The organism is Bacillus sp. PS95, from assembly GCF_037963565.1.
Lineage (GTDB): Bacteria > Bacillota > Bacilli > Bacillales > Bacillaceae > Bacillus > Bacillus subtilis.
In genome coordinates this window covers 3,323,925-3,348,895 of sequence record NZ_CP150160.1, presented here as the reverse complement: position 1 = coordinate 3,348,895, position 24,971 = coordinate 3,323,925, and the positions used below count along the sequence as shown (strand labels likewise).

30 protein-coding genes and 1 riboswitch are annotated in these 24,971 nt (G+C 45.0%); of the genes, 22 read left to right on the top strand and 8 right to left on the bottom strand.

Going from position 1 to position 24,971, the window contains the following annotated elements:
* The first annotated feature begins 110 nt into the window (after nt 1-110).
* The gene (gene htrB / locus NSQ12_RS17540; RefSeq protein ID WP_003228534.1) at nt 111-1,487 is read left to right on the top strand and encodes a serine protease Do-like protein HtrB; all 1,377 of its coding nucleotides are present in this window, start codon (nt 111-113) and stop codon (nt 1,485-1,487) included.
* A 43-nt stretch (nt 1,488-1,530) separates the two neighbouring features.
* On the opposite strand, the gene mrgA is transcribed toward htrB, so the two are convergent.
* Entirely contained in the window at nt 1,531-1,992 is a 462-nt protein-coding gene (mrgA, locus tag NSQ12_RS17535) for a metalloregulation DNA-binding stress protein MgrA (protein ID WP_003228537.1), read from the bottom strand.
* Between the two features lie 89 nt (nt 1,993-2,081).
* On the bottom strand, nt 2,082-2,924 hold the full coding sequence (locus tag NSQ12_RS17530; RefSeq protein WP_033884689.1) for an oxidoreductase: 843 nt from the start codon (nt 2,922-2,924) through the stop codon (nt 2,082-2,084).
* Nucleotides 2,925-3,058: 134 nt separating this feature from the next.
* Between NSQ12_RS17530 and NSQ12_RS17525 the strand changes: the two genes are divergently transcribed.
* From NSQ12_RS17525 to NSQ12_RS17510, 4 genes are all read left to right on the top strand, one after another.
* Nucleotides 3,059-4,855 (top strand): M3 family oligoendopeptidase, encoded by a 1,797-nt coding sequence (locus tag NSQ12_RS17525; protein ID WP_198878515.1) that lies wholly within the window; start codon nt 3,059-3,061, stop codon nt 4,853-4,855.
* Nucleotides 4,856-4,964: 109 nt separating this feature from the next.
* Nucleotides 4,965-5,402 carry a YusW family protein gene (locus NSQ12_RS17520; RefSeq protein ID WP_014477935.1) on the top strand — a complete coding sequence of 146 codons (438 nt, stop codon included), beginning with the start codon at nt 4,965-4,967 and terminating at the stop codon, nt 5,400-5,402.
* A gap of 217 nt (nt 5,403-5,619) precedes the next feature.
* On the top strand, nt 5,620-6,447 hold the full coding sequence (locus NSQ12_RS17515; protein WP_010886609.1) for an ABC transporter ATP-binding protein: 828 nt from the start codon (nt 5,620-5,622) through the stop codon (nt 6,445-6,447).
* Nucleotides 6,448-6,471: 24 nt separating this feature from the next.
* The gene (locus tag NSQ12_RS17510) at nt 6,472-6,759 is read left to right on the top strand and encodes a YusU family protein (RefSeq protein ID WP_003228549.1); all 288 of its coding nucleotides are present in this window, start codon (nt 6,472-6,474) and stop codon (nt 6,757-6,759) included.
* 19 nt (nt 6,760-6,778) lie between these two features.
* Here the strand turns inward: NSQ12_RS17510 and NSQ12_RS17505 are convergent, their stop codons facing one another.
* Entirely contained in the window at nt 6,779-7,666 is an 888-nt protein-coding gene (locus NSQ12_RS17505; protein WP_217011536.1) for a LysR family transcriptional regulator, read from the bottom strand.
* Nucleotides 7,667-7,799: 133 nt separating this feature from the next.
* On the opposite strand from NSQ12_RS17505, the gene NSQ12_RS17500 reads away from it, so the two are divergent.
* Nucleotides 7,800-8,540 carry an SDR family NAD(P)-dependent oxidoreductase gene (locus NSQ12_RS17500; protein ID WP_217011535.1) on the top strand — a complete coding sequence of 247 codons (741 nt, stop codon included), beginning with the start codon at nt 7,800-7,802 and terminating at the stop codon, nt 8,538-8,540.
* An 18-nt stretch (nt 8,541-8,558) separates the two neighbouring features.
* Nucleotides 8,559-8,933 carry a tautomerase family protein gene (locus NSQ12_RS17495; RefSeq protein WP_339175257.1) on the top strand — a complete coding sequence of 125 codons (375 nt, stop codon included), beginning with the start codon at nt 8,559-8,561 and terminating at the stop codon, nt 8,931-8,933.
* A 43-nt stretch (nt 8,934-8,976) separates the two neighbouring features.
* Here NSQ12_RS17495 and mdtP read toward each other — a convergent pair whose 3' ends face one another.
* The 4 genes from mdtP to NSQ12_RS17475 form a co-directional block, all read right to left on the bottom strand.
* Nucleotides 8,977-10,602: a multidrug efflux MFS transporter MdtP gene (mdtP, locus tag NSQ12_RS17490; protein WP_021480565.1), complete on the bottom strand. Its 1,626-nt coding sequence runs from the start codon at nt 10,600-10,602 to the stop codon at nt 8,977-8,979.
* A complete protein-coding gene (mdtR, locus tag NSQ12_RS17485) occupies nt 10,599-11,066 on the bottom strand; it encodes a MarR family transcriptional regulator MdtR (RefSeq protein WP_192858003.1) in 468 nt (155 codons plus the stop codon). The genes mdtP and mdtR overlap by 4 nt, the downstream gene beginning before the upstream one ends.
* A gap of 158 nt (nt 11,067-11,224) precedes the next feature.
* Entirely contained in the window at nt 11,225-11,557 is a 333-nt protein-coding gene (locus NSQ12_RS17480; protein WP_339175254.1) for a spore coat protein, read from the bottom strand.
* 12 nt (nt 11,558-11,569) lie between these two features.
* Nucleotides 11,570-11,815 (bottom strand): hypothetical protein, encoded by a 246-nt coding sequence (locus NSQ12_RS17475; protein ID WP_003228567.1) that lies wholly within the window; start codon nt 11,813-11,815, stop codon nt 11,570-11,572.
* Between the two features lie 94 nt (nt 11,816-11,909).
* Between NSQ12_RS17475 and NSQ12_RS17470 the strand changes: the two genes are divergently transcribed.
* On the top strand, nt 11,910-12,818 hold the full coding sequence (locus NSQ12_RS17470; protein ID WP_032722491.1) for a proline dehydrogenase: 909 nt from the start codon (nt 11,910-11,912) through the stop codon (nt 12,816-12,818).
* Nucleotides 12,819-12,842: 24 nt separating this feature from the next.
* On the opposite strand, the gene NSQ12_RS17465 is transcribed toward NSQ12_RS17470, so the two are convergent.
* On the bottom strand, nt 12,843-12,989 hold the full coding sequence (locus tag NSQ12_RS17465) for a YuzL family protein (RefSeq protein WP_003240817.1): 147 nt from the start codon (nt 12,987-12,989) through the stop codon (nt 12,843-12,845).
* 175 nt (nt 12,990-13,164) lie between these two features.
* Here NSQ12_RS17465 and NSQ12_RS17460 point away from each other — a divergent pair, with 175 nt between their 5' ends.
* The 14 genes from NSQ12_RS17460 (at nt 13,165) to NSQ12_RS17395 (ending at nt 24,786) form a co-directional block, all read left to right on the top strand.
* Nucleotides 13,165-15,534 carry a 3-hydroxyacyl-CoA dehydrogenase/enoyl-CoA hydratase family protein gene (locus NSQ12_RS17460; RefSeq protein WP_131228072.1) on the top strand — a complete coding sequence of 790 codons (2,370 nt, stop codon included), beginning with the start codon at nt 13,165-13,167 and terminating at the stop codon, nt 15,532-15,534.
* 10 nt (nt 15,535-15,544) lie between these two features.
* Complete coding sequence (locus tag NSQ12_RS17455) at nt 15,545-16,720, top strand: acetyl-CoA C-acyltransferase (RefSeq protein ID WP_003228574.1); 1,176 nt, start codon at nt 15,545-15,547, stop codon at nt 16,718-16,720.
* Between the two features lie 14 nt (nt 16,721-16,734).
* Entirely contained in the window at nt 16,735-18,519 is a 1,785-nt protein-coding gene (fadE, locus tag NSQ12_RS17450; RefSeq protein ID WP_015714672.1) for an acyl-CoA dehydrogenase FadE, read from the top strand.
* Between the two features lie 110 nt (nt 18,520-18,629).
* Entirely contained in the window at nt 18,630-18,986 is a 357-nt protein-coding gene (locus tag NSQ12_RS17445; protein ID WP_003222779.1) for an arsenate reductase family protein, read from the top strand.
* Between the two features lie 66 nt (nt 18,987-19,052).
* A complete protein-coding gene (gcvH, locus tag NSQ12_RS17440; RefSeq protein WP_003222781.1) occupies nt 19,053-19,436 on the top strand; it encodes a glycine cleavage system protein GcvH in 384 nt (127 codons plus the stop codon).
* A gap of 55 nt (nt 19,437-19,491) precedes the next feature.
* Nucleotides 19,492-19,728, top strand: coding sequence for a YusG family protein (locus NSQ12_RS17435; RefSeq protein ID WP_003228581.1), 237 nt, complete (start codon nt 19,492-19,494; stop codon nt 19,726-19,728).
* A 77-nt stretch (nt 19,729-19,805) separates the two neighbouring features.
* The gene (locus NSQ12_RS17430; protein ID WP_041850618.1) at nt 19,806-20,168 is read left to right on the top strand and encodes a toprim domain-containing protein; all 363 of its coding nucleotides are present in this window, start codon (nt 19,806-19,808) and stop codon (nt 20,166-20,168) included.
* A 1-nt stretch (nt 20,169) separates the two neighbouring features.
* On the top strand, nt 20,170-20,490 hold the full coding sequence (locus tag NSQ12_RS17425; protein ID WP_014480792.1) for a thioredoxin family protein: 321 nt from the start codon (nt 20,170-20,172) through the stop codon (nt 20,488-20,490).
* Between the two features lie 106 nt (nt 20,491-20,596).
* A complete protein-coding gene (locus tag NSQ12_RS17420) occupies nt 20,597-20,941 on the top strand; it encodes an SCP2 sterol-binding domain-containing protein (RefSeq protein WP_003228587.1) in 345 nt (114 codons plus the stop codon).
* A gap of 114 nt (nt 20,942-21,055) precedes the next feature.
* Nucleotides 21,056-21,162: riboswitch (SAM riboswitch) on the top strand.
* A 105-nt stretch (nt 21,163-21,267) separates the two neighbouring features.
* Complete coding sequence (metN, locus tag NSQ12_RS17415; protein WP_003242531.1) at nt 21,268-22,293, top strand: methionine ABC transporter ATP-binding protein MetN; 1,026 nt, start codon at nt 21,268-21,270, stop codon at nt 22,291-22,293.
* Nucleotides 22,286-22,954, top strand: a complete 669-nt coding sequence (metP, locus tag NSQ12_RS17410; RefSeq protein ID WP_003228593.1) for a methionine ABC transporter permease MetP — start codon at nt 22,286-22,288, stop codon at nt 22,952-22,954. The genes metN and metP overlap by 8 nt, the downstream gene beginning before the upstream one ends.
* Nucleotides 22,955-22,967: 13 nt before the next feature.
* Nucleotides 22,968-23,792, top strand: a complete 825-nt coding sequence (gene metQ / locus NSQ12_RS17405; RefSeq protein WP_003228595.1) for a methionine ABC transporter substrate-binding lipoprotein MetQ — start codon at nt 22,968-22,970, stop codon at nt 23,790-23,792.
* Nucleotides 23,793-24,077: 285 nt separating this feature from the next.
* Complete coding sequence (locus NSQ12_RS17400; RefSeq protein WP_014477920.1) at nt 24,078-24,455, top strand: carboxymuconolactone decarboxylase family protein; 378 nt, start codon at nt 24,078-24,080, stop codon at nt 24,453-24,455.
* A gap of 193 nt (nt 24,456-24,648) precedes the next feature.
* Nucleotides 24,649-24,786: a hypothetical protein gene (locus tag NSQ12_RS17395; RefSeq protein ID WP_003228600.1), complete on the top strand. Its 138-nt coding sequence runs from the start codon at nt 24,649-24,651 to the stop codon at nt 24,784-24,786.
* Nucleotides 24,787-24,971: the final 185 nt, after the last annotated feature.

Sequence of the window (24,971 nt, the reverse complement as noted above, 5' to 3'; positions counted from 1 at the left end):
CATATTCTATTTTGGTGCTTTGCTTTTCTCCTCATTATTGGGACAATTGAACTTGTACATGCGATGAATATGTAACGATAAATGAATAACCGTTAAAGGAGTGTAAGAACATGGATTATCGACGTGATGGCCAAAACGATCAACATCAAACTGAACCTTCACATACAGAACAGCAGAATACAGAAAACCAGAAGCTGATTGGACATTCTGAACAAGAATTGCTTGACGCGCCTGTGTCGTATGAAGCGGGACGGCAGGAAACGGCTTCTGCTTTAGAAATGGAAAAGCAAGAAACGGCTGTGAAAAAAGAAAAGAAACGGAGAGCCGCATGGCTGAGCCCGATTTTAGGCGGTATTATCGGCGGGGGCCTCATGCTTGGCATCGCGCCTTATCTGCCGTCAGACCAAAATCAGGCGACCGAGACCGCTTCCGCAAATAAACAGGTGCAGTCTGATAATTTTACAACGGCGCCGATAACGAACGCATCAAACATCGCTGATATGGTAGAGGATTTAGAGCCTACGATTGTCGGAATCTCAAATATCCAAACCTCTCAAAATAACACATTCGGCACGGGAGGAGGCTCCAGCTCAGAAAGTGAAAGCGGAACCGGGTCAGGTGTTATTTTCAAAAAAGACAGCGATAAAGCGTATATCATTACAAACAACCATGTCGTTGAAGGCGCGAACAAGCTGACTGTTACGCTATACAACGGAGAAACGGAAACTGCCAAGCTTGTCGGCAGCGATACCATTACTGATTTGGCAGTTTTGGAAATCAGCGGCAAGAATGTAAAAAAAGTGGCGAGCTTTGGTGACTCTTCACAGCTGCGCACTGGCGAAAAGGTAATCGCTATCGGTAACCCGCTCGGACAGCAGTTTTCCGGTACAGTGACACAAGGTATCATTAGCGGACTGAACCGGACAATTGATGTGGATACAACACAGGGGACGGTGGAAATGAACGTGCTGCAAACCGATGCAGCGATCAATCCGGGGAACAGCGGAGGCCCATTAATCAATGCAAGCGGCCAGGTCATCGGCATCAACAGCTTGAAGGTGAGCGAAAGCGGCGTGGAATCACTTGGCTTTGCGATCCCAAGTAATGATGTCGAGCCGATTGTTGACCAGCTGCTGCAAAACGGGAAGGTGGACCGTCCGTTTTTAGGCGTGCAGATGATTGACATGTCACAAGTTCCTGAAACCTATCAGGAAAATACGCTCGGCCTGTTTGGAGATCAATTGGGCAAAGGTGTTTATGTAAAAGAAGTTCAAGCAAATTCGCCGGCAGAAAAAGCAGGTATTAAATCTGAGGATGTCATTGTCAAACTAAACGGTAAAGACGTGGAAAGCAGTGCGGATATCCGTCAGATCCTTTACAAAGACTTAAAAGTCGGAGATAAAACAACAATCCAAGTGCTGCGAAAGGGAAAAACGAAAACGTTGAACGCAACACTGACCAAGCAGACAGAAAGCAGTTCAAGCTAAGAAAAAACAAAAAGCTGAACCCGATTAAGGTTCAGCTTTTTTGTTACCCTAAATAAGAGGAAAGCATCCACACTTGTTTTTCAACTTCTTCAATTAATCCGACAAACAAGTCCGCTGTCGCATTGTCTTGATTTTCTTCAGCCAGGCCGATCACGAATTTAGATTCGCTGCTGATTTGTTTGTAGTCGTTTACCAATGCTTGTACCATTTCTGATGCTGATGTTTCGTTTCCGCCGTCTGTGATAGATGCATGCTCAGTGTATTCTTTCACTGTGGCAACAGGCTGTCCGCCAATCGCCAGCAGGCGCTCAGCGATGGTATCCACTGTTTCAGCCGCATGGTCATAAAGTTCTTCAAATTTCTCGTGCAATGTAAAGAAATGAGGCCCTTTCACATACCAATGGAAACGGTGGAGCTTAGAGTATAAAAGAAACCAGTTTGATAATTGTGTGTTCAGTGAATTCTCAACTAATGTTTGATTTGTTTTTGCGTTTTCAGTTTTCATAAGATAACGTCCTCCTTGTGATCTGTTGTTTTAATTATATCATATACTAAATAAAAATCAATACTAAATTATAATAATTATAATTTAGGTTATTTGAATAGCTTTTTCTTCAGGATAGACTCCCACGCAGACCAAGGAAAAAGCGATCGGAATAGCAGGGTGAGCTTGATGCCCTTTCCGATCGGGTATCGCAATTTCTTTATGTGCTGTTTTGTTGCCAATTGATAAATGAGGTCGGCAACCTCTTGGGGATCTCCGCTTTCTTCTCCGTTTTTTTCAACGTAGGAAAGGATCTTTTTATAGTATTGATGATAGGCTGAATCGTCAGCAGGCACCGACATAAAATTTGATAATGACGTTGACCAGATCGATGTCTTGTATGAGCCCGGCTCGATCAAAGCGGTTTCGATACCGAACGGAAGCAGCTCGATACGCAGGCTTTCAGAAAAACCTTCCAATGCATGCTTAGAAGAAACATATGGCGACAGCGCTGGGAATCCGGTCAGTCCGCTGATGCTGCTCACGTTTATAATCTTTGCGCCGCCATGCTTTCTTATGTAAGGCAGAACGGTTTTTGTCACATGGATCACACCGAAGACGTTCGTTTCAAATTGTTGTCTGAAATGTTCCATCGGCACATCCTCGACAAAACCTCCATAAGCCGTTCCGGCGTTGTTAACGAGTAAGTCGATCGGGGCGTAAGCACTAACGGCTTTTCCGAATGAGACTATAGATTGTTCATCGGTGACATCGAGAGCTGTAATGAGAATGGAATCAGACACATTGTGTGCTGCAGCCAATTCCCGAAGCTGTTCCGCTTTTTCAGGCTGTCTTGATGTGGCTATCACGAAAAATGATCGGGCAAGCTTTACAGCTGCCAGCAGACCGAAGCCGCTGGACGCTCCTGTTACGATGGCTATTTTTTTATTCATCCTAACCCTCCTATTAAACTGCTATAGCTATTGTACAATCCTGAACAGGAAATGACGTCTGAAAAAAGAAATTTTTATACAACAATTCAGAATTGTTCTATAATAGAACGAAAGAAGGAAAGGGGTTTTGTGATATGGCGCTGCAAGGGGTAGGCCAAAGATGGGATCTTGATTCATTTTTTAAGGGCGGGAGCCAATCGGAAGAATTCAAAGGATATATTGAGAAGCTGTCACTAAGTCTGCGTGCATTTCAAGACAGGACTGATGCGTTTCAGGTGCCTGAATCGCCTGAAGAGGCTGAAGGGCTGACCGCGTTGCTTGATTTATTCGAACAGACATCCGTCAAACTTCAGCAGGCCGGCGCTTTTGTTGCTTGCCTCCAGGCCCAGAATATCAATGATCAAAAGGCTATAGAGCATCAGGCACTCATGAACCGGCTTTCCGCAGATTTTCAATCGTCGCTCGTTACATTAGATCATAAACTAATGGACATTGATCAAGACGTGTGGAATGAATTGTTAACAAAACCGGGATTGCGCGATGTTTCTTACATATTAAATGAAAGAAGACAGAGGGTTGCCGAAAAGCTTAGCCCCGGTAAAGAAAAACTGATCGGGAATCTTGCCGTGGACGGATATCACGCTTGGAGTGACTTATACAATATGGTTGTCGGGAAAATGACGATCCCGTATGAGGAAAACGGTGAAAACAAGCAATTGTCTGTCGGTCAGGTGGAGAATATGATGGACCATCAAGACCGTACTGTCAGAAAAACAGTATATGAACGTTTCCGCCAAGCTTGGGAGAGCAAGCAAGATATTTTCAGCAGCACGCTGAATCATTTGGCGGGATTCCGGCTTGAAACCTATAAAGCGCGCGGCTGGGAGAATGTCCTGAAGGAACCGCTGCAAATTAACAGGATGAAAAAAGAAACACTTGATACGATGTGGCAGGTCATCACTGAAAACAAGCAGCCGTTCGTTCAGTTTTTGAACCGGAAAGCATCCATGCTCGGCCTTGAAAAGCTTAGCTGGTACGATGTTGAGGCGCCGATCGGTTCTAACGGAAAGGCCTATTCGTATGATGAAGCCGCAAATATCATTACCAGCCAGTTTTCAACGTTTGGCAAAAAGCTGTCCTCATTCACTGAAAAAGCGTTTCGGGACGGCTGGATTGAGGCGGAAGACAGGAGTGGAAAAAGAGTCGGCGGCTTTTGCACCAGTTTTCCTGACAGCGGGGAATCCCGGATTTTCATGACATTTTCGGGCAGCGCCTCAAATGTCTCTACTCTTGCGCATGAACTCGGGCACGCGTTCCATCAGGAAGCAATGCTCGACGTCAGGCCGTTAAACCGCTCCTATGCCATGAATGTTGCAGAAACAGCTTCAACGTTTGCAGAGATGATAGTCGCGGACGCGACTGTCCAGCAGGCCGAGACGAGGGAAGAAAAGCTTGTTCTTCTGGAGGATAAAGTGCAAAGAAGTGTTGCGTTCTTCATGAACATTCACGCAAGATTTCTATTTGAAACGAGATTCTACGAGGAACGAAAGCGGGGAGTGGTACCGGCCAGCCGCTTGAATGAGCTGATGGAAGAGGCGCAAAGAGAGGCATACTGCAATGCGTTAGAAGAATATCATCCGCTTTTTTGGGCATCAAAGCTTCATTTTCACATCACGAGGGTGCCGTTTTACAATTTCCCTTATACATTCGGCTACCTGTTTTCTCTTGGCATTTACGCGCTGGCGCTTGAAGAAAAAAATGCATTCGAAGAGAAGTATATGGCGCTATTGCGCGATACGGCTTCTATGACAGTGGAGGATTTGGCGATGAAGCATTTGGGCGCTGACATCACAAAGCGCGATTTCTGGGAGAATGCCATCAAGCTGACTGTGCGTGACGCCGAAACCTTTTTACAAATGACCGAATCTTAAAGAAAAAGCCGTGGCGTTAAATGCTCCGGCTTTTTCAATTCTTCTCTGAATGAGGATTTCATTCTCTGGATATACCTAAAATAAATGGAATCCTACAGGGGGGAAACATATGCATTTGATCAGAGCAGCCGGGGCTGTATGTCTCGCAGTGGTTCTGATTGCGGGCTGCCGTTTCAATGAAGACCAGCAGCAGGCAGAAGGAGAAAATACAGCCGTCACCCAGCTGAAGTCCGTTCCCTACAGTAATTTTTCGCTTCGTGTGAGCTACGGGGATGGTGAGCATAACCGTTATGAAGGAATCTATACAAAGAACGGAACTCAGGAAAAAGCGGAAATACAGGATAAGCTCTCCGGTGTCAATCAGGAGGGAGAAGAAGCATTGGATGAGATGAAAATGATTTTGAGCGAGCTTTCCGTAACAGACCAAATGGCTGAAACAGAAGTGATACACAGTGTGCTGGCAGCATTTAATCTGGACAGTCATTATGATCATATCGATTTAAAATTGAAGCTGAAGGACGGCTCCATCAGAGAAATCAAGAAGTAATCTTGTGATAAAAAACCCATAAACGTCAATTATGTCCATAAAACTAATTGAAAATGATTTTCAAAGTCAGTGTTTTCTGCTACAATGAGGGATATATGACCATATCAAATGGCTGAATATCGGAATCACTTGCATTGATGATAATTGACTTAAAAGCATGTATATAGAAAACGTGCAATACATAGTGCTGCTAAAAAGCCAGCAAAAAGGAGCGGTTATGGGTATGAGTGCAATTTCTACAGAAACGCTGAGCTTAGGATACGGGGATGCCGTTATTATTGATGAGTTGAATTTAACAATTCCCAAAGGTGAAATTACCGTATTTATTGGCAGCAATGGCTGCGGAAAATCGACACTTTTACGTTCATTAGCGCGCCTGATGAAGCCGAGAGGCGGTTCAGTGCTGCTGGAAGGAAGAGCGATTGCCAAGCTTCCGACGAAGGAAGTCGCAAAAGAGCTCGCAATCCTGCCCCAAGGTCCTTCGGCTCCAGAGGGGCTGACGGTGCATCAGCTGGTGAAGCAAGGAAGATATCCTTACCAAAATTGGCTGAAGCAGTGGTCAAAAGAGGATGAGGAAGCAGTTGAAAGAGCGCTTAAAGCAACAAAGCTTGAGGACATGGCTGATCGTGCCGTTGATTCTTTGTCAGGCGGACAGCGCCAGCGGGCTTGGATTGCGATGACGCTTGCCCAGGAAACGGATATCATCCTTCTTGACGAGCCGACGACGTATTTAGACATGACGCATCAAATTGAAATTCTTGATTTGCTGTTTGAGCTGAATGAAAAGGAAGACCGGACGATTGTTATGGTTCTCCATGACTTAAACTTGGCGTGCCGCTATGCGCATCATCTTGTGGCCATAAAAGATAAACGGATTTATGCAGAAGGCCGTCCGGAAGAGGTCATCACTTGTGATCTTGTGCAAAATGTGTTTTCTATGAACTGTCAGGTTACACAGGACCCGCTCTTCGGAACGCCTCTTTGCATTCCTCATGGCAGGGGCAGATGCATTGTCCAGGAAGCGGCTTTCACATCACATGGATAAATAACGCAGCGAAGGAGCTTTCAATTGAGAAAGCTCCTTGCTGTTTTTTCGAAAGGAAGATGGAAAATGGAACAAAAACTTCAGGAGCAGCTGGATGGATTGCTGGAGAAGTATACTGAGCTTCTGCTTGGTGAAACAAACGATGAGCTAAAAGAAGAAGTGAAGCAATGGATTTTGTACACCCATATAGCCAAAAGCATGCCTCCGCTCGCTAAGCATTGGAATGCGACATACCCTGATGCAAAGCAGGGCATTAAAGAGATCATTCAGCATATTAAGGAATTAAATGAAGCGCATCGAAACAAACAATAGCCAAAAAGCAGTCTGTTCATTATAGCAGACTGCTTTTTTGTGATTCAGCCGTTTTATCTGGCGTAAAGGAATCCATAAAGGTTCTCAGCGCGCTGCTGATAAACGAATCTTTTCGAACAATAAACTCTGTTTTCATCTGGCTGAGAGCTTCAGGCAGCGGGTACAATCGAATTGATCTTTCTGCTTCATGTTTCTGCACAACCGTTCTTGGCAGCAGCGAGATGCCAAGACCTGCTGTAACCCCGCCGATAATTGCTTCAAGCGTCCCAAATTCCATAATGACCGGCTGTGTGACACCGACGGAACGCAGCCATTTTTCAAGTGTTTCTCGATACGAACAGCCTGTGCTGTAAACGAGAATCGGCTTTGTGATGGCTTCCTCAACATCGGGCACGGAGGCAGCCGAAACAACTACTGGTTCTTCCTCAAACGCAGGATAGGATTCGAGCTCAGGATGATGGCATTCGCATCCGATAAACGCGCCATCCAATTCATAACGAAGAACTTTATCAAGGAGAAATTGCGTATGTCCTGTTGTTAAAGACAGCTGGACGTTTGGATGTTCTTCATAATAAGATGCCAGGAGCTTTGGAAGCCTTACCGCGGCTGTTGTCTGAGTGGAGCCGATCATAAGCGGCCCGCTTGGTTCTGCGGAGGATGAGAGCGCTTTAGACGCTTCATCAAGCAGGCCGATAATTTTATTTGCGTAGTCCAGCAGCAATTTTCCGCTTGCAGAAAGTGTCATGCCCCGATTATGGCGCAAAAACAGTGTGGTACCCAGCTCAGCTTCCAATTGTTGAATTCTGGCCGTGACATTCGATTGTACATAGCCAAGCTGCAGGGCTGCTTTCGTAATGGTCCCTTCACGAGCTACCATTTGAAACACACGTAAATCTCCGCTTTCCATTTTGAACTCCTCCGTTCGTTTGCTATCAATCTGAATGATATCTAGTATCTTTAACAATCATTATACGTAACATCAAAGCTGGATTACAATGGAATCAGAAATATACTTTAGTCAACAGCAAGGAGTGGCGGCAATGAATGTCTTGAACAAAATAGCTCTCGTAACGGGGGGCGGCACAGGAATCGGAAAAGCAGCCAGTATGGAATTGGCAAAGCGCGGGGCGATTGTGGCGGTGAATTATTCACGCTCGCAATCAGAAGCGGAGGAAACAGTGGAAATGATTCAAAAAGCTGGCGGGCAAGCCTTCGCCATCCAAGCAGATGTATCCAAAAACAGCGACGTGCAGGATATGATTCAAGCAATCGTGAACACACACGGCACGGTTGATATTTTAGTCAACAATGCCAGCATTACACGGCATATTCCAATGGATGATCTTGAGGCTGCGACAGAAGACATATGGGATGAGCTGTATGCCGTCAATGTGAAAGGGATGTTTTTCTGCGCGCGGGCAGTGGTTCCGTTCATGAAGAAAAACAGGGCCGGGGCGATTGTAAACGTCGGCAGCATCGCAGGGATAACTGGTGCCGGCTCATCTATGCCTTACGCAGTATCAAAATCAGCGGTGCACGGTTTAACGAAATCATTGGCCCACGCCTTAGCGCCTGAAATCAGAGTGAGCGGTGTAGCACCAGGAGCTGTGGCAACGAGATGGTGGGCCGGACGGGAAGAAAAAATGAAAAGCATGATTGGCTCTTTGCCGCTGCAGTGTATTGCTGAACCAGATGATGTTGCCAAATTGATTTGTTCACTAATTGAACAGGAATCACTCACAGGCCAAATTATCACAATTGACAGCGGACAGACGCTGTAAAGAAAGGGATGCAGGGAGATGCCATTTGTACAGATTCATTTACGGTCGGGAAGAAGCGAAGCGTGGCTTCAAAAACTGAGCAGGACTATCCACCAATCGATGATTGAAGAAATCAATGTGCCGGAAGATGACTATTTTCAAGTCATCAGACAATATGAAAAAAGCGAATTTTTTTATGATCCATTTTATCTCCAAGTCGAGCGAACTGATGAACTGATATACATTCATTTTACACTGAAACAGTCAAGAACAACTGAACAGAAAAAAGCACTTTACCGCTCAATCGCGAGCCGGATTCATTCCGAGCTTGGCGTCAGAAAAGAAGATGTGTTTATCATGCTGGCCGGAAATCAGGCTGAGGATTGGTCTTTCGGAAATGGAAGAGCCAGATGATTGAATAAAAAACCCCGCGGATTGATACCCGCGGGGTGCTCTATTAATGGGAAGGTGATTCAACGGCTTTTGCCGCCTTCTCTTTTTCTTGTTGGTCTTCCGCTTTCTTATTTGATAGCTTGATAGGTTTTAAGAACAAGGTGAATACGGCTCCGACTGCGATAAAGATCAGGCCCGTATAAAACACGCTGTGGAGCGAATCCATCAACGATGTTTTTAAAATCGGCACAATATGGGATGAGAAAGCCGCAGGGATTTGTTTGACCGCGTCCGGACTGAACAGTGATTGCAGCAGCCCTTGCGGATTTGTATCAATCATACCCTTTAGCTGGGCGGCAAACGAGCTTGCCTGTGCCGGAAGAGAGTCTAAATATGGAACCAATTTATCTGTTAATAGATTTCCTGATCTCGCATTCATTACGGCTCCCAGCATGGTAATGCCGAATGTTCCGCCGATAGAACGGAAGAATTGGCTGGATGAAGTGACAACTCCAAGCTCCTCCTTCGAAAAGCTTTCCTGTAAAGCCAATGTCAGAATCGGCATAACAAGACCCATTCCCAGACCAATAATCGCCATAAAAGATGTAGCGACAAGCTTGCTCGTGTCGAGATCCAATGTCGTTAACAGCAGGAATCCGCCGGCCATAACCAGCATGCCTGCAATGATTTGCGGTTTAATCCCGATTTTATAAACAAGCTGTCCGCCGATGATACTTGTAATAATCATAGAAATCATCATCGGTGTCATAATTGTACCCGATTCAGACGCACTTACACCGACAATTCCCTGCATAAAGAAAGGAACAAACGTAATGGCGCCAAACATACCGATACTCATAAAGAAGCCGATCAAGTTTAGAAATGTAAATGTTCTGTTTTTAAATAAATACATTGGCAGGATTGGCTCTTTTGCTTTTGATTCTACGATGATAAAGCTGACAATGCCGATCAGTGCGAGAGCGAACAACCCAAGAATCTGCCATGAATCCCATGCATAATCTTTTCCGCCAAAGCTTAAGGCGAGCAGGAGGCTGACCACACCGACAATCATTGTGAAAATACCAGCGATATCGAAGTTGATCGGACCAGTCTGCTGGCGTCCCTGTAATCCTCTGGCAATAAAAATAACCGCAATAATTCCGACTGGCAGGTTAATATAGAAAACCCATTTCCAGTTTAACGAGTCTACAATCCAGCCGCCGATTTGCGGCCCAATCACTGAAGCCAGCCCGTAAATTGCGCCAAAGACACCTTGGAATTTAGCACGCTGTTTTCCTGTGAATAAGTCACCGATAACAATCATCGCCATCGGCATCATGATGCCTCCGCCGATTCCCTGCAGTCCACGGAAGATAATCAATTCTGTCATGTTGTTGGCCATTCCGCATAAAGCAGAAGCGGCCATAAAAATAATCAAACCTGATACATAGACAATGCGGCGTCCCAATAAATCAGCCAGTTTACCGGCAATTGGAACAATGGTTGTTGATGTTAACAAATATGCAGTTGTCAGCCAGGTCATCATGCTCAAACCGCCCAGATCACCGACAATTTTCGGCATGGCCGTTCCGACAATGGTACCGTCAAGGGCTGAAAAAAACATGGCAATAATTAAGCCTGTTATTAATAACGTTCGTTTTGATTGTTTGCCTTCTTTACTCATTTTCATCCGTTTCCTCTTTTCATGTTTTGCTTTTCATCCGTTTCTGCTGCTTGTGCGAGCTTTGCTGTAATATGCGCCGCCTGCAGCATCTCCTCCTCCGTCAAAAAGGAAAGATAGCGCGCCATAATGGCCTTTCTGCCTGCCAGAATCTCCTCGAACTTTCTGTCTCCTTCGTCAGTAAGACTGAGATCAATCACTCGCCTGTCTTTTGTGTTGTGTGTTCTGGCGATAAGATTTTTTTGTTCAAGGCGATCTGCCATCAGCGTCACCGCGCTTGGCTTCACCTCCATACGCTCGGCAATTTCAGAAACTTTGAGGCTGCCGTGTTTCTTTAGGCTGGCCAGCACAAACAGCTGCGCTGGGGTGACACCTTGTTTCTCCATGCTTTCCAGCATTTCAGGCTGTATCTTTTGAAAGAGCGCCTGAAGCGATAATTGAATATCGGACATTAACTGATCCGCACTCTTCATATTCATTTCCCCTCTGTTACATACACTGTATATATATTTTAATGACAAAATAGTTAATGCTTATTAAATATAAATAAGCGTAAATGAAAAGTCAACTGATTTTAAACAAAAAAAGGATAGATGCCCTAAAGAACATCGTATCCTTTTTACTAATGTTGTTATTGCTGATAAGGAGACTGCTGCTGAATGGTCTGCTGGAATTTTTGATAGGACTGCTGCAGCTTTTGTGCATCCTCCGCTTCAACAGAATACCATCCATATTGGAACATGAGATCATATAGTTTTCTTTGCGCTTTTTGTAACTCATCAAAAATGGATTGAATATCCTGATAAAGAGACTCGTGGCTGAATTCGTGCAAAGCAGTGCAATAAGCTGTTGTCATGTATTTTTCGGTTGTCAGCAATTCGTTGACGAAATCTCTGTCATTCATTTCCGATGTTGTCGGTACAGGTGTCTGCGGGTTGCTGATTTTTTGATTTTGCTGATTCATTCTGGCGCCTCCTTATTGGATGTAGCCGGACTGCTGCTGGCCTGGCTGCAGGTGCTTTAATATTCTTTGATAGTGATCATGATGCATGTGTCCGACGCGGTCGAGTTCTTGCTTTAACGTTTGATCCTGGCACTGCTGCGCCATGAAATGCGCTTTTTTCATCGCGAGCAAATTCCAGTTCAGCATGTCATTGAGATACAAATGATCCTTTGTCGAAATAACGGAAGGCGGCATTTGAGATTGCTGCTGATTATCCATTGTGATCCTCCTTTGGTTTCTGTTCATTTTATAGTTTCCTTCAGACTGGGAGTTATATACAGGTGTTTTGAAGATGACGGCGGGAGGGAGTCGGATGTTGAGACATGTGTTTTTATTCTTATCTCAAAATAAAACACTTACCAAGTTCGCAAAAGCATACGGAACGCGGCTTGGAGCACGAAGGTTTGTCGCAGGGGATACGATTGAATCGGCGGTTAAGACCGTCAAAAGGCTAAACAGATCCGGTTTGTGTGCAACAATTGATTATTTAGGCGAGTATGCAGCTTCGGAAAAAGAAGCAAACCAAGTCGCAGAGGAATGCAAGAAAGCCATTCAAGCCATTGCCGAACATCAATTGGACTCAGAGCTTTCACTTAAGCTGACCTCAATCGGGCTCGATCTTTCAGAAGAACTTGCTCTTACTCATTTGCGCGCCATTCTTTCCGTTGCGAAGCAATATGATGTTGCTGTGACCATTGATATGGAAGACTATTCCCATTATGAACAGACACTTTCTATTTACAGGCAATGCAAACAGGAATTTGAGAAGCTCGGCACGGTCATTCAGGCGTATCTGTACCGGGCGGCAGAAGATATCAGAAAGATGCGGGACTTAAAGCCGAATCTCAGACTTGTAAAAGGCGCTTATAAAGAATCTGCGGCCGTAGCGTTTCCCGACAAAAGAGGAACGGACCTTCATTTTCAGAGCTTAATAAAGCTGCAGTTGTTAAGCGGGAACTACACGGCTGTCGCCACACATGACGATGACATCATTGCATTTACGAAACAGCTCGTCGCCGAACATCAAATCCCCGCATCGCAATTTGAGTTTCAAATGCTATACGGCATCAGGCCGGAGCGTCAGAAGGAACTCGCCAAGGAAGGCTACAGAATGCGTGTGTATGTCCCATATGGAACGGACTGGTTCAGCTACTTTATGAGAAGAATTGCCGAACGGCCTGCCAATGCAGCGTTTGTGTTAAAAGGAATTTTGAAAAAGTGAAAGCAGCCGCGGGAAGCAGCTGCATTATGATTGTTCCATGTTATGTTTTTTATACTGCTGATTTTGACTTGTCCGTTTTCCGCCGCCGTAATGCTGAGTCGGACCGGCATCTCCCTTTACGCTCGCCGCGCTGACTGCCGCTGAAGACGGATTTTTTTTCTCTCGTACCATTCCCTTCACCTCCGGGCTTAAGTTGCCCGACTTTTATAGGCTTCATACAAAAAAAATAACAAATTAGCTATTGAAGTCGAACCGGAAATCTTTTAAGATGAAAGAAGAAACGGGTTTCATTTTTTTTAGTCAAAAAATGAATGACTATTCATTCAATGTTCAAGGGGGATATCTCATGCACAAACACATTCGGAAGGCAGCCGTTTTAGGATCGGGGGTAATGGGTTCCGGGATTGCGGCGCATTTGGCTAACATCGGAATTCCTGTCCTGCTGCTAGATATTGTGCCGAACGATTTGACAAAGGAAGAGGAAAAAAGGGGGCTGACGAAGGACAGTCCGGAGGTGCGCAGCAGGCTGAGCCGGCAGGCGATGAAAAAACTGCTGAAACAAAAGCCCGCTCCCCTCACATCAGCGAAAAATACCTCCTATATTACACCAGGCAATCTGGAGGATGATGCAGAAAAACTGAAAGAAGCAGATTGGATTATTGAGGTCGTTGTCGAAAACCTTGAAGTCAAAAAGAAAATTTTCGCTCTTGTGGATGAACATCGAAAGACTGGAAGCATCGTCTCTAGCAACACATCCGGCATATCAGTGCAGGAAATGGCTGAAGGCCGGTCGGATGATTTTAAAGCCCATTTTCTCGGAACACATTTTTTTAATCCCGCACGCTATTTAAAGCTGCTGGAGATCATTCCGATTAAGGAAACGGATCCTGATATTTTAAAGTTTATGACAGCTTTCGGAGAAAATGTCCTCGGGAAAGGCGTTGTTACAGCAAAGGATACACCGAACTTTATCGCAAACCGCATCGGGACGTACGGGCTTCTCGTGACAGTCCAAGAAATGCTGAAAGGCGGCTATCAGGTCGGGGAGGTTGATTCGATCACAGGACCGCTGATCGGCAGGCCGAAAAGCGCTACCTTTAGAACGCTTGATGTGGTCGGTCTCGATACATTCGCCCACGTTGCCCGAAATGTGTATGACAAAGCTGATGGCGATGAAAAAGAAGTGTTTCGCCTTCCAAGCTTCATGAACGATATGCTGGAAAAAGGGTGGATCGGAAGTAAGGCCGGCCAAGGCTTTTATAAAAAAGAAGGAAAAACGATTTATGAGCTTGACCCAGTGACGCTTACTTACGGCGAGCGGACAAAAATGAAAACACCGGCACTTGAAGCGGCAAAACAGGCAAAAGGGACAAAAGCCAAAATGAAAGCGCTTATTTATTCGGATGACAGAGCCGGCCGATTGCTGTGGAATATCACATCTCAAACCCTGCTTTACTCAGCCGAGCTGCTTGGCGAGATTGCCGATGATATTCATGCGATTGACCAAGCCATGAAGTGGGGATTCGGCTGGGAACTGGGACCTTTTGAGATGTGGGACGCCATCGGCCTCAAGCAGTCAGCAGAAAAGCTCGAGCAGCTTGGAGCAGATATGCCTGGCTGGATAAAAGAGATGCTGGACAAAGGAAATGAAACCTTCTACATCAAAGAGAACGGAACGGTATTTTATTATGACCGCGGCGAATACAGAGCCGTGAAAGAAAACAAAAAACGAATTCATTTACAAGCACTTAAAGAAACAAAAGGCGTGATTGCGAAAAACAGCGGAGCAAGCTTAATTGACCTTGGAGATGATGTGGCCCTTCTTGAATTTCATTCGAAAAGCAATGCGATCGGCCTTGATATCATTCAAATGATCCACAAAGGATTAGAGGAAACAGAACGGAATTACAAGGGGCTTGTCATCGGCAATCAAGGGAAAAATTTCTGCGTCGGCGCGAATCTCGCCATGATCTTAATGGAAGTCCAAGATGACAACTTTTTGGAAGTTGATTTTGTGATCCGCCGTTTTCAGGAGACGATGATGAAGATCAAATACAGTGCGAAACCGGTCGTCGCCGCGCCATTTGGCATGACGCTCGGCGGAGGAACGGAAGTATGCCTGCCTGCGGCGCGTACTCAAGCGGCAAGCGAAGCCTATATGGGCCTTGTTGAATCAGGTGTCGGCCTCATCCCTGGCGGAGGGGGAAACAAAGAGCTGTACATCAATCATCTACGCCGTGGCCTTGATCCGATGAATGCGGCAATGAAAACATTTGAAACGATTGCGATGGCGAAAGTGTCCGCTTCCGCTCAAGAGGCTCGTGAGATGAACATCTTAAAAGAAACGGATCAGATCAGCGTGAATCAAGACCACCTGTTATACGATGCGAAGCAGCTGGCCGCATCTTTATACGATACCGGCTGGCGGCCGCCTGTAAAAGAAAAGGTCAAGGTGCCGGGAGAAACCGGTTATGCGGCACTCTTGCTTGGCGCTGAGCAGATGAAGCTGTCCGGCTATATATCTGAGCATGATTTCAAGATCGCGAAAAAACTCGCTTATGTCATTGCGGGCGGAAAAGTGCCGTTTGGTACAGAGGTTGATGAAGAGTATTTATTGGAGATCGAAAGAGAAGCGTTTTTGAGTTTGGCAGGAGAAGCAAAATCTCAAGCGAGAATGCAGCATATGCTTGTGAAAGGTAAACCTTTACGGAATTAGGAGGGAGCTTATGAAAGAGGCAGTCATTGTGTCAGGTGCAAGAACACCGGTTGGAAAAGCAAAAAAAGGATCGTTGGCCACCGTTCGCCCGGATGATTTGGGAGCGATTTGTGTAAAAGAGACACTGAAACGGGCAGGCGGTTACGAAGGCAATATTGACGATTTGATTATTGGCTGTGCAACGCCTGAAGCGGAGCAGGGGCTTAATATGGCGAGAAATATCGGTGCGCTCGCGGGCCTGCCGTACACGGTTCCGGCGATTACAGTTAACCGTTATTGCTCTTCAGGCCTTCAGTCTATTGCATATGCAGCAGAAAAAATTATGCTGGGCGCCTACGATACAGCGATCGCCGGCGGAGCAGAATCCATGTCGCAAGTTCCGATGATGGGGCATGTTACCCGTCCGAACCTTGCTTTGGCAGAAAAGGCACCGGAATATTATATGAGCATGGGCCACACAGCCGAGCAAGTCGCGAAAAAATACGGCGTCTCCCGTGAGGATCAAGACGCGTTTGCCGTTCGCAGCCACCAAAACGCTGCTAAAGCCCTTGCAGAAGGAAAATTTAAAGATGAAATTGTACCCGTAGAAGTGACGGTGACAGAAATCGGAGAAGACCATAAGCCTATGGAAAAACAGTTTGTGTTTTCTCAGGATGAAGGTGTTCGCCCGCAAACGACTGCAGACATCTTATCGACATTGCGCCCGGCCTTTTCCGTTGATGGGACGGTGACTGCGGGCAATTCCTCGCAGACAAGTGACGGAGCGGCGGCTGTCATGCTGATGGACCGGGAAAAAGCCGATGCTCTTGGCCTGGCGCCGCTTGTGAAATTCCGTTCCTTTGCAGTAGGCGGCGTGCCGCCGGAAGTCATGGGAATCGGACCGGTGGAAGCGATTCCGCGCGCTTTGAAGCTTGCCGGACTTCAGCTGCAGGACATCGGCTTGTTTGAACTGAATGAAGCTTTTGCCTCACAGGCCATTCAAGTAATCAGGGAATTGGGAATTGATGAAGAAAAAGTGAATGTCAACGGGGGCGCAATCGCGCTTGGACACCCGCTTGGCTGTACGGGCACAAAGCTTACACTCTCACTCATCCATGAAATGAAACGGAGAAACGAGCAATTTGGAGTCGTGACCATGTGTATCGGCGGCGGAATGGGAGCGGCCGGTGTATTTGAATTATGCTAAAGGGGGAAAAACAAATGGCAAAAAAAGCGGCTGACGTACAAAAAGGCGGCGGATTTTTAATCGAGGATGTCACATACGATCAAATGTATACACCGGAGGATTTCACTGACGAGCATAAAATGATTGCGAAAACAACAGAGGATTACATCGAGCAAGATGTTCTCCCTCATATAGATGATATCGAAAACCATCAATTCGAGCATTCTGTCAGACTGTTGAAGAAAGCGGGCGAACTAGGGCTGCTTGGTGCCGATGTGCCGGAAGAATACGGCGGGCTCGGCCTAGATAAAATCAGCTCGGCACTCATCACTGAGAAATTTTCGCGTGCGGGAAGCTTTTCTCTTTCTTATGGCGCGCATGTCGGTATCGGTTCCTTGCCGATCGTCTTTTTCGGATCAGAAGAACAAAAGAAAAAATATTTGCCTGGACTCGCTTCAGGCGAAAAGATCGCCGCTTATGCTCTGACTGAGCCTGGCTCTGGGTCTGATGCACTTGGAGCAAAAACAACAGCTGTGCTGAATGAAGCAGGAACCCATTATGTATTAACAGGGGAAAAACAGTGGATTACCAACTCTGCTTTTGCCGATGTATTTGTGGTTTACGCTAAGGTAGACGGCGACAAGTTTTCAGCCTTTATTGTAGAAAAAGAGTTCCCGGGTGTCTCCACGGGACCGGAAGAAAAGAAAATGGGAATCAAGGGATCATCGACAAGAACCCTCATTCTGGATCAAGCTGAAGTGCCAAAGGAAAACTTGCTCGGAGAAATCGGCAAAGGGCATGTCATCGCCTTTAATATTTTAAACATCGGCCGTTACAAACTGGCGGTTGGCACAATCGGCGCATCTAAACGCGTCATCGAGCTGTCTGCGGCATACGCAAATCAGCGCCGCCAATTTAAAACGCCGATTGCTGGTTTTTCATTGACACAGGAAAAAATCGGGACAATGGCCTCAAGGCTGTATGCGATGGAAAGCTCTGTATACAGAACCGTCGGGCTGTTTGAAGACAATATGAGCCAGTTCACGGCAGAAGATCTCAAGGACGGCCGGCAAATCGCCAAATCGATTGCGGAATACGCCATCGAATGCTCTCTGAATAAGGTATTCGGCTCTGAAACGCTTGATTATATCGTTGATGAAGGCGTGCAGATTCATGGAGGCTACGGCTTTATGCAGGAGTACGAAGTAGAAAGGGCCTATAGGGATTCAAGGATCAATCGGATTTTTGAAGGCACAAACGAAATCAACCGGTTAATCGTGCCAAGCACCTTCCTGAAAAAAGCGCTTAAAGGCGAGCTGCCTTTATTCGAAAAAGCGCAGTCGCTGCAGGAAGAACTCATGATGCTTATGCCTGAAGAGCCTGGAAGCGGCGTCTTAGAGCAGGAGAAATATATCGTCAAGCAAGCCAAAAAAATTGCGTTGTTTGCTGCCGGCCTAGCCGCGCAAAAATACGGAAAAGCGATCGATCGTGAGCAAGAAATTCTCGTGAACGTAGCGGATATCGTCAGCAATGTATACGCAATGGAATCAGCCGTGCTCAGAACGGAAAAGGCCATTGCCGCACAAGGCGCTGAAAAAGCAGCGCAAAAGGTGCTGTACACAGAAATTTTCGTTCAAGAGGCCTTTAACGAAATTGAAGCGCATGCGAAGGAATCCCTTATCGCAATGGAAGAAGGAGATTCACTCCGCATGATGCTTTCCGCTCTGCGCAAGCTGACACGCGTAACGCCTAAAAACGTGATTCAGAAAAAACGCGAGGCGGCGGCAGGCATTTTTGAGGCTGAGAAATATATTGTCTGATTGGCCATGAGCTCCGCATGCGCGGAGCTCTTTTTTAAGAAGCACTGTTTTAGGTTTTTAAAACAAACTGTGTTAAAATAACCTCGATTATTTTATTGAGGGGGAAGAAGATGTCGTTAACTTTTTACTGGTACCCTAAATGCGGAACGTGCCGCAAAGCAAAGAAGTGGCTTGAAGAGCATGGGAAAGAAATAAACGAAATACATATTGCTGAGCAGCCGCCAAGCAAAGAAGAATTAAAAGCGCTTTATGAAAAAAGCGGGCTGGATCTCAAGAAATTTTTCAACACGAGCGGCATGAAATACCGCGAGCTCAATCTCAAGGAAAAGCTGTATCACATGTCAGAGGACGAACAGCTCGAGCTGCTGGCTTCAGATGGTATGCTGATCAAACGCCCGCTTACAACAGACGGCGAAAAAGTGACTGTCGGATTTAAAGAAGACCAATTTGAAGAAAACTGGGCTTAATGTAAATTTTTTTTGAAAAGTGTGGTATCTTCTTATTGTAGTGCTGTAAAAAATGGAGGGATTCAATTGAGCATACCAAAAGATTTGCGTTACTCAGGAGAACACGAGTGGGTAAAAGTTGAAGGAGAAAAAGCCAGAATCGGAATTACGCATTTTGCCCAGTCCGAACTAGGCGACATCGTGTTTGTCGAACTTCCTGAAGTGGGCGCTGAAATCAAAGCGGACGAGCCATTCGGCAGTGTTGAATCCGTTAAAACGGTATCTGAGCTTTATGCACCGATTAACGGAACGGTTGTGGAAGTAAACGAAGATCTTGATGACAGTCCGGAATTCGTCAACGAATCTCCGTACGAAAAAGCATGGATGATCGTCGTTGAGCCATCTGACGCTTCTGAAATTGAAAAACTGATGACAGCAGAGCAATACGAAGAGATGACACAAGAAGACTAAAACAGGATAGCCGTAAAAGCAATTGGACACGCTAACGTTATGGGAGGTGTCCAATATGGCTTTCGACAAACAAAAGCTCGATGTCACCAATGACGTGACAGGCCGCTTTCAAAATGGCCGGCTCTCGTTATATCATGATAATGAGATGATCGGCCAAATGACAAGCATGAATGAATATGAGCTTAAGTCCGGTTATTCCTTTGAAAATGAGAAATTTTATAAGACAGCCGATGTGGTCTCTGGAGACGACGCAAAATATGTAGATTGTGACTACGAAAACGGCTGGTGTTAATGTTGGCGGTGAATTTCACTGCCTTCTTTTACAATCTGAACGTTTCAAATTTGACGCGGCAGGTGAACAAGATGAAGATGGATGAGCTGCAAAAGGTTATGATTGTCGAGGGGAAATCAGATAAAGAGAAAATCGAAAGCGTCCTGAATGAACCGATGCGCATTATCTGCACAAACGGAACAATCAGCCAGCTGAGGCTCGAGGAATTGGCTGACGAGCTTTATGATAAAGACGTCTATATATTAGTTGATGCTGATGAATCAGGTGAGAAATTGAGAAAACAGCTGAAGCGTGAATTTAATGAAGCCTGCCATCTCCATATCGACAGAGCCTATAAGGAAGTAGCGGCTGCGCCCAGGCACCATGTCGCTTCTGTATTACTGCGTGCGAATCTGAATGTCCATACTATTTTTCTTGAAAGAAAGTCCCGAGGTGTATAGCATGAAAGAACTCCAAGAACACGAACTTGATCACATTGAAGATGATGTGTACCTTCTATATTTATATACTCCGTTTTGCGGCACCTGCCAGCTTGCAAGCAAAATGCTGACAGTGGTGAAAGAAATGCTGCCGGATGTCGCCTTCTATCAAAACAATGTCAATTACTCTCCGACATTCGCAAAAGCGTATCAAATTGAAAGCGTCCCTTGTTTTCTGCTGTTTAAAGGCGGAAAGGTGGTCGAAAGAGGATATGCATTTCATTCCGTTTCTTATTTATATGAGCTGATCAAACAAAAATCATCTTCCGCATCCCATTTATGACATATTTCTCAGCATATCCAATGAAATTGTCGTTCGTTTTATAAAGGGGTTCTTGCGACAAAGAGAGAAATGTGTATGTATGACCAACAAATAGGAGGTTGTACATATGGAGAAAGCGGAAGTTTTAGAAGATGAGTATCAGCATCTGTTTTTAAAACCCCTTTTGAATGCCTCAACATTGCTCATTACCTTCCAAGGAGAAGCAGAAGCCTTAACCGTCTCAATAAACGAACAGGGAGAAATGAAAAAAGTTTCTCCGCCCCAAACGTCCAACCTGACCTTTTACGGAAACCAAACGGAAATTATTGATTTATTGCACGGAGACATTTCCCTTCAGCACCTGATTCAGAGCGGAAGCCTCAAAGTAAAGGGGTCATTCAGGGCCCTGTTAAAACTGGAAGCCATTCTCTGGCTGACAAATGGATTTTTTCAGAGGATTTTAAAAAATTAAAAAATAATAAATTATTATAATAGTAAAAGTTGACATCATTTATTTTGTTGACATTTAATCATTCGCCGTGCTATTCTACATTAAGAATTTCCGGACGAAAAAGACTATATATTTCTCTTATCAAGAGAGGTGGAGGGAAGTGCCCTATGAAGCCCGGCAACCATCAACGCTGTTGAAATGGTGCCAATTCACACGAAGCGTTCAGCTTTGAAAGATGAGAGAAAGGCATTTTATATAAGCCTTTCTGCTCAAGTGTGCAGAAAGGCTTTTCTTTTGCAGAAAAAACCGGAAGATTTCTTAGAATAGTGTTAAGGCAGGTGATTGCTTTGATCAATCTTCAGGATGTTTCAAAAGTTTACAAGTCGAAACATGGAGATGTCAATGCTGTCCAAAACGTCTCGCTTTCCATTAAAAAAGGTGAGATTTTTGGAATTATAGGATATAGCGGAGCTGGTAAGAGTTCCTTAATCCGTCTGCTGAACGGCCTTGAGAAACCAACCTCAGGAACCGTGGAAGTGGCGGGAACCAAGATTAATGAAGTAAATGGACGCGGTTTAAGAAAAGCACGCCATGAGATCAGTATGATTTTCCAGCATTTCAATTTGCTTTGGTCGCGGACTGTCAGAGATAATATCATGTTTCCTTTGGAAATTGCCGGAGTGAAAAAGAGCGAGCGGATCAAGCGCGCCAATGAACTGATTAAACTGGTAGGTTTAGAAGGAAAAGAAAAATCTTATCCGTCTCAGCTGAGCGGCGGTCAGAAGCAGCGTGTCGGAATTGCCAGAGCGCTTGCAAACAATCCGAAGGTTCTCCTTTGTGACGAAGCGACATCAGCATTAGATCCGCAAACGACAGATTCAATTCTGGATCTATTGTCCGATATTAATGAAAGACTCGGTTTGACGATTGTGCTGATTACGCACGAAATGCATGTCATCCGCAAAATCTGCAACAGAGTCGCCGTCATGGAAAACGGCAAGGTGGTCGAAGAAGGCGAGGTTCTCGATGTCTTTAAAAATCCAAAGGAACAAATGACAAAACGATTTGTTCAGCAGGTGACAGAGCCGGAAGAAACGAAAGAGACGCTTCAGCACCTTCTTGATGATACAGCATCAGGAAAAATGGTTCAGCTCACATTTGTCGGTGAGTCAGCTGAACAGCCTCTGATTACAGAGATGATCAGAAACTTCAATGTCAGCGTCAATATTCTGCAAGGGAAAATTTCGCAGACGAAGGATGGGGCTTACGGTTCATTGTTCATCCACATTGACGGGGACGAGGAAGAAGTGCAAAACGTGATCCGATTCATTAATGACAAACAGGTGAAAGCAGAGGTGATCACGAATGTTTGAAAAATACTTCCCGAACGTTGATTTAACTGAATTATGGAACGCGACATATGAAACACTTTATATGACGCTGATTTCTTTACTGTTTGCTTTTGTCATCGGGGTCATCCTCGGCTTGCTGCTCTTTCTGACGAGCAAAGGAAGCCTCTGGCAGAATAAAGCGGTCAACTCTGTGATTGCGGCCGTTGTTAACATATTCAGATCGATTCCGTTCCTTATTTTAATTATTTTACTATTAGGTTTTACGAAATTTTTAGTCGGCACGATCTTAGGGCCAAACGCCGCATTGCCGGCGCTGGTAATCGGCTCGGCACCATTTTACGCGCGCCTTGTTGAAATCGCGCTGCGTGAGGTGGATAAAGGTGTGATTGAAGCCGCTAAATCAATGGGCGCGAAAACGTCTACGATTATTTTCAAAGTGCTGATTCCGGAATCAATGCCTGCTCTTATTTCTGGCATTACGGTTACTGCCATCGCTTTGATCGGCTCAACGGCAATTGCCGGAGCCATTGGTTCAGGAGGCCTTGGAAACCTTGCGTACGTAGAAGGATATCAGTCTAATAACGCTGATGTTACCTTCGTTGCTACTGTGTTTATTTTAATCATCGTGTTTATTATTCAAATCATCGGTGATCTAATAACAAATATTATAGACAAACGATAAGGGAGGATTTACATTGAAAAAGCTATTTTTGGGTGCATTACTGCTTGTATTTGCAGGAGTTATGGCTGCCTGCGGTTCGAATAACGGCGCTGAATCTGGCAAGAAAGAAATTGTCGTTGCGGCAACAAAAACACCGCATGCGGAAATTTTAAAAGAAGCTGAACCATTGCTGAAAGAAAAAGGCTATACGCTGAAAGTGAAAGTGCTTAGTGATTACAAAATGTACAATAAAGCTTTAGCTGATAAAGAAGTGGACGCGAACTACTTCCAGCACATTCCTTACCTTGAGCAAGAAATGAAAGAAAACACAGATTACAAACTTGTGAATGCCGGCGCTGTTCACTTAGAGCCATTCGGTATTTACTCTAAAACATACAAATCACTGAAAGACCTTCCAGACGGTGCGACAATCATTCTGACAAACAACGTTGCTGAACAAGGACGTATGCTTGCAATGCTTGAAAACGCTGGATTAATCACTCTTGATTCTAAAGTGGAAACAGTTGACGCAACATTGAAAGACATTAAGAAAAACCCGAAAAACCTTGAATTCAAAAAAGTAGCGCCTGAATTAACGGCAAAAGCATATGAAAACAAAGAAGGAGACGCGGTCTTCATCAATGTAAACTATGCGATCCAAAATAAATTAAATCCTAAAAAAGACGCAATTGAAGTAGAATCAACGAAAAACAACCCATACGCTAACATCATCGCAGTAAGAAAAGGCGAAGAAGATTCTGCAAAAATCAAAGCGCTGATGGAAGTTCTTCACTCTAAAAAGATCAAAGACTTCATCGAGAAAAAATACGACGGAGCTGTGCTTCCTGTATCTGAATAAGACTGAAACCCCGGATGAGAATTCCGGGGTTCAATTATTGACAAAGCCCTAAAACGATATTCGTTTTAGGGCTTTGTCATCTTTTCAGCGTGATTGAAAACCCTTGAAGTCTAGGAAGGCCGAGCATTGGAGCGGAGCGAATGTTGCAATTCGTGAGCACCAACGCGCAGGTCTGACAACGAATGCGAGGGTTTGCTGACACGGTGAAACCCCGGATGAGAAATCCGGGGTTTTTTTCGCGTATTTTCCTAAAAGCTGTTCATAATAAAAAGGAATGTTAAACAGATGGAGGGATTTTCTTTGAATCAAGACAGAGGAAGCATGCAGGACGCGTTAAAACAATATAAACATGGTTTAGGTACATTTGAACAAAAGATGCCGCTGATGGGAAGAAAATTTAACGAATTTACTGAACAGTGCTTTGCCGGGAATTCTCTGACTGAAAGAGAAAAACAGCTGATCGCCCTCGGAATTGCCATCAATGCTCAGGACGAATATTGCATGATCTATCATACAAAAGGCTGTCTCGATCAGGGAGCGACAGAAGAAAACATTCTCGAAGCCGTCAGTGTGGCAGCGGCATTTGGAGGCGGCGCGGCTTTCAGCCAAGGCGTGACAGTCGTTCAACAGTGCATTGAGGAATTCGGAAACACCACGCATTAAGAGAAGGAATATTCCGAAAAACCATTCTCATTTGTTCTGAAAGGATGCTTTCGTCTCATCTGCCGCTATTTCACGCCAAATCGTTTTTGCGGCATCCAACGCAGCACTGGTACAATAAAAAGCAAATATATGAAGGGATTGATTCATTATTTGCAGCAGCCAGGACAGACTGAACCTCGATTATACGTCAGAAATGGAAAAAGCGATGCAGCTGTCACACGGAATTGGATACGAGGAATATGGACGCCGGCTGGAAACAAGAATGAAAGTAGAGCGGCAGAGAGAGCTTGATTATGAAAAAAGCAAGCGGATTTCTGCGGGAGCTTATTGAGAAAATCAATCTTTTAAAAAAGGGTGGGAATCCACTCTTTTTCTTTTTCAATCGCTTTAATAAAGTGCTGATCTTTGTTAAACTTGAGGAATGTGCAAGGCACGATAAAAAGTTGTATTTACTTTTCATTTGTTATAAAATTAGAATGAGAATAAAATGAGAATAATGATTATATATTTTTGGAG

Coding starts and splice junctions, on each gene's coding strand:
- htrB (WP_003228534.1), top strand. CDS start 111: ATGGATTATCGACGTGATGGCCAAAACGATCAACATCAAACTGAACCT.
- mrgA (WP_003228537.1), bottom strand. CDS start 1,992: ATGAAAACTGAAAACGCAAAAACAAATCAAACATTAGTTGAGAATTCA.
- NSQ12_RS17530 (WP_033884689.1), bottom strand. CDS start 2,924: ATGAATAAAAAAATAGCCATCGTAACAGGAGCGTCCAGCGGCTTCGGT.
- NSQ12_RS17525 (WP_198878515.1), top strand. CDS start 3,059: ATGGCGCTGCAAGGGGTAGGCCAAAGATGGGATCTTGATTCATTTTTT.
- NSQ12_RS17520 (WP_014477935.1), top strand. CDS start 4,965: ATGCATTTGATCAGAGCAGCCGGGGCTGTATGTCTCGCAGTGGTTCTG.
- NSQ12_RS17515 (WP_010886609.1), top strand. CDS start 5,620: ATGGGTATGAGTGCAATTTCTACAGAAACGCTGAGCTTAGGATACGGG.
- NSQ12_RS17505 (WP_217011536.1), bottom strand. CDS start 7,666: ATGGAAAGCGGAGATTTACGTGTGTTTCAAATGGTAGCTCGTGAAGGG.
- NSQ12_RS17500 (WP_217011535.1), top strand. CDS start 7,800: ATGAATGTCTTGAACAAAATAGCTCTCGTAACGGGGGGCGGCACAGGA.
- NSQ12_RS17495 (WP_339175257.1), top strand. CDS start 8,559: ATGCCATTTGTACAGATTCATTTACGGTCGGGAAGAAGCGAAGCGTGG.
- mdtP (WP_021480565.1), bottom strand. CDS start 10,602: ATGAAAATGAGTAAAGAAGGCAAACAATCAAAACGAACGTTATTAATA.
- mdtR (WP_192858003.1), bottom strand. CDS start 11,066: ATGAAGAGTGCGGATCAGTTAATGTCCGATATTCAATTATCGCTTCAG.
- NSQ12_RS17480 (WP_339175254.1), bottom strand. CDS start 11,557: ATGAATCAGCAAAATCAAAAAATCAGCAACCCGCAGACACCTGTACCG.
- NSQ12_RS17475 (WP_003228567.1), bottom strand. CDS start 11,815: ATGGATAATCAGCAGCAATCTCAAATGCCGCCTTCCGTTATTTCGACA.
- NSQ12_RS17470 (WP_032722491.1), top strand. CDS start 11,910: ATGTTGAGACATGTGTTTTTATTCTTATCTCAAAATAAAACACTTACC.
- NSQ12_RS17465 (WP_003240817.1), bottom strand. CDS start 12,989: ATGGTACGAGAGAAAAAAAATCCGTCTTCAGCGGCAGTCAGCGCGGCG.
- NSQ12_RS17460 (WP_131228072.1), top strand. CDS start 13,165: ATGCACAAACACATTCGGAAGGCAGCCGTTTTAGGATCGGGGGTAATG.
- NSQ12_RS17455 (WP_003228574.1), top strand. CDS start 15,545: ATGAAAGAGGCAGTCATTGTGTCAGGTGCAAGAACACCGGTTGGAAAA.
- fadE (WP_015714672.1), top strand. CDS start 16,735: ATGGCAAAAAAAGCGGCTGACGTACAAAAAGGCGGCGGATTTTTAATC.
- NSQ12_RS17445 (WP_003222779.1), top strand. CDS start 18,630: ATGTCGTTAACTTTTTACTGGTACCCTAAATGCGGAACGTGCCGCAAA.
- NSQ12_RS17435 (WP_003228581.1), top strand. CDS start 19,492: ATGGCTTTCGACAAACAAAAGCTCGATGTCACCAATGACGTGACAGGC.
- NSQ12_RS17430 (WP_041850618.1), top strand. CDS start 19,806: ATGGATGAGCTGCAAAAGGTTATGATTGTCGAGGGGAAATCAGATAAA.
- NSQ12_RS17425 (WP_014480792.1), top strand. CDS start 20,170: ATGAAAGAACTCCAAGAACACGAACTTGATCACATTGAAGATGATGTG.
- NSQ12_RS17420 (WP_003228587.1), top strand. CDS start 20,597: ATGGAGAAAGCGGAAGTTTTAGAAGATGAGTATCAGCATCTGTTTTTA.
- metP (WP_003228593.1), top strand. CDS start 22,286: ATGTTTGAAAAATACTTCCCGAACGTTGATTTAACTGAATTATGGAAC.
- NSQ12_RS17400 (WP_014477920.1), top strand. CDS start 24,078: ATGGAGGGATTTTCTTTGAATCAAGACAGAGGAAGCATGCAGGACGCG.
- NSQ12_RS17395 (WP_003228600.1), top strand. CDS start 24,649: ATGGAAAAAGCGATGCAGCTGTCACACGGAATTGGATACGAGGAATAT.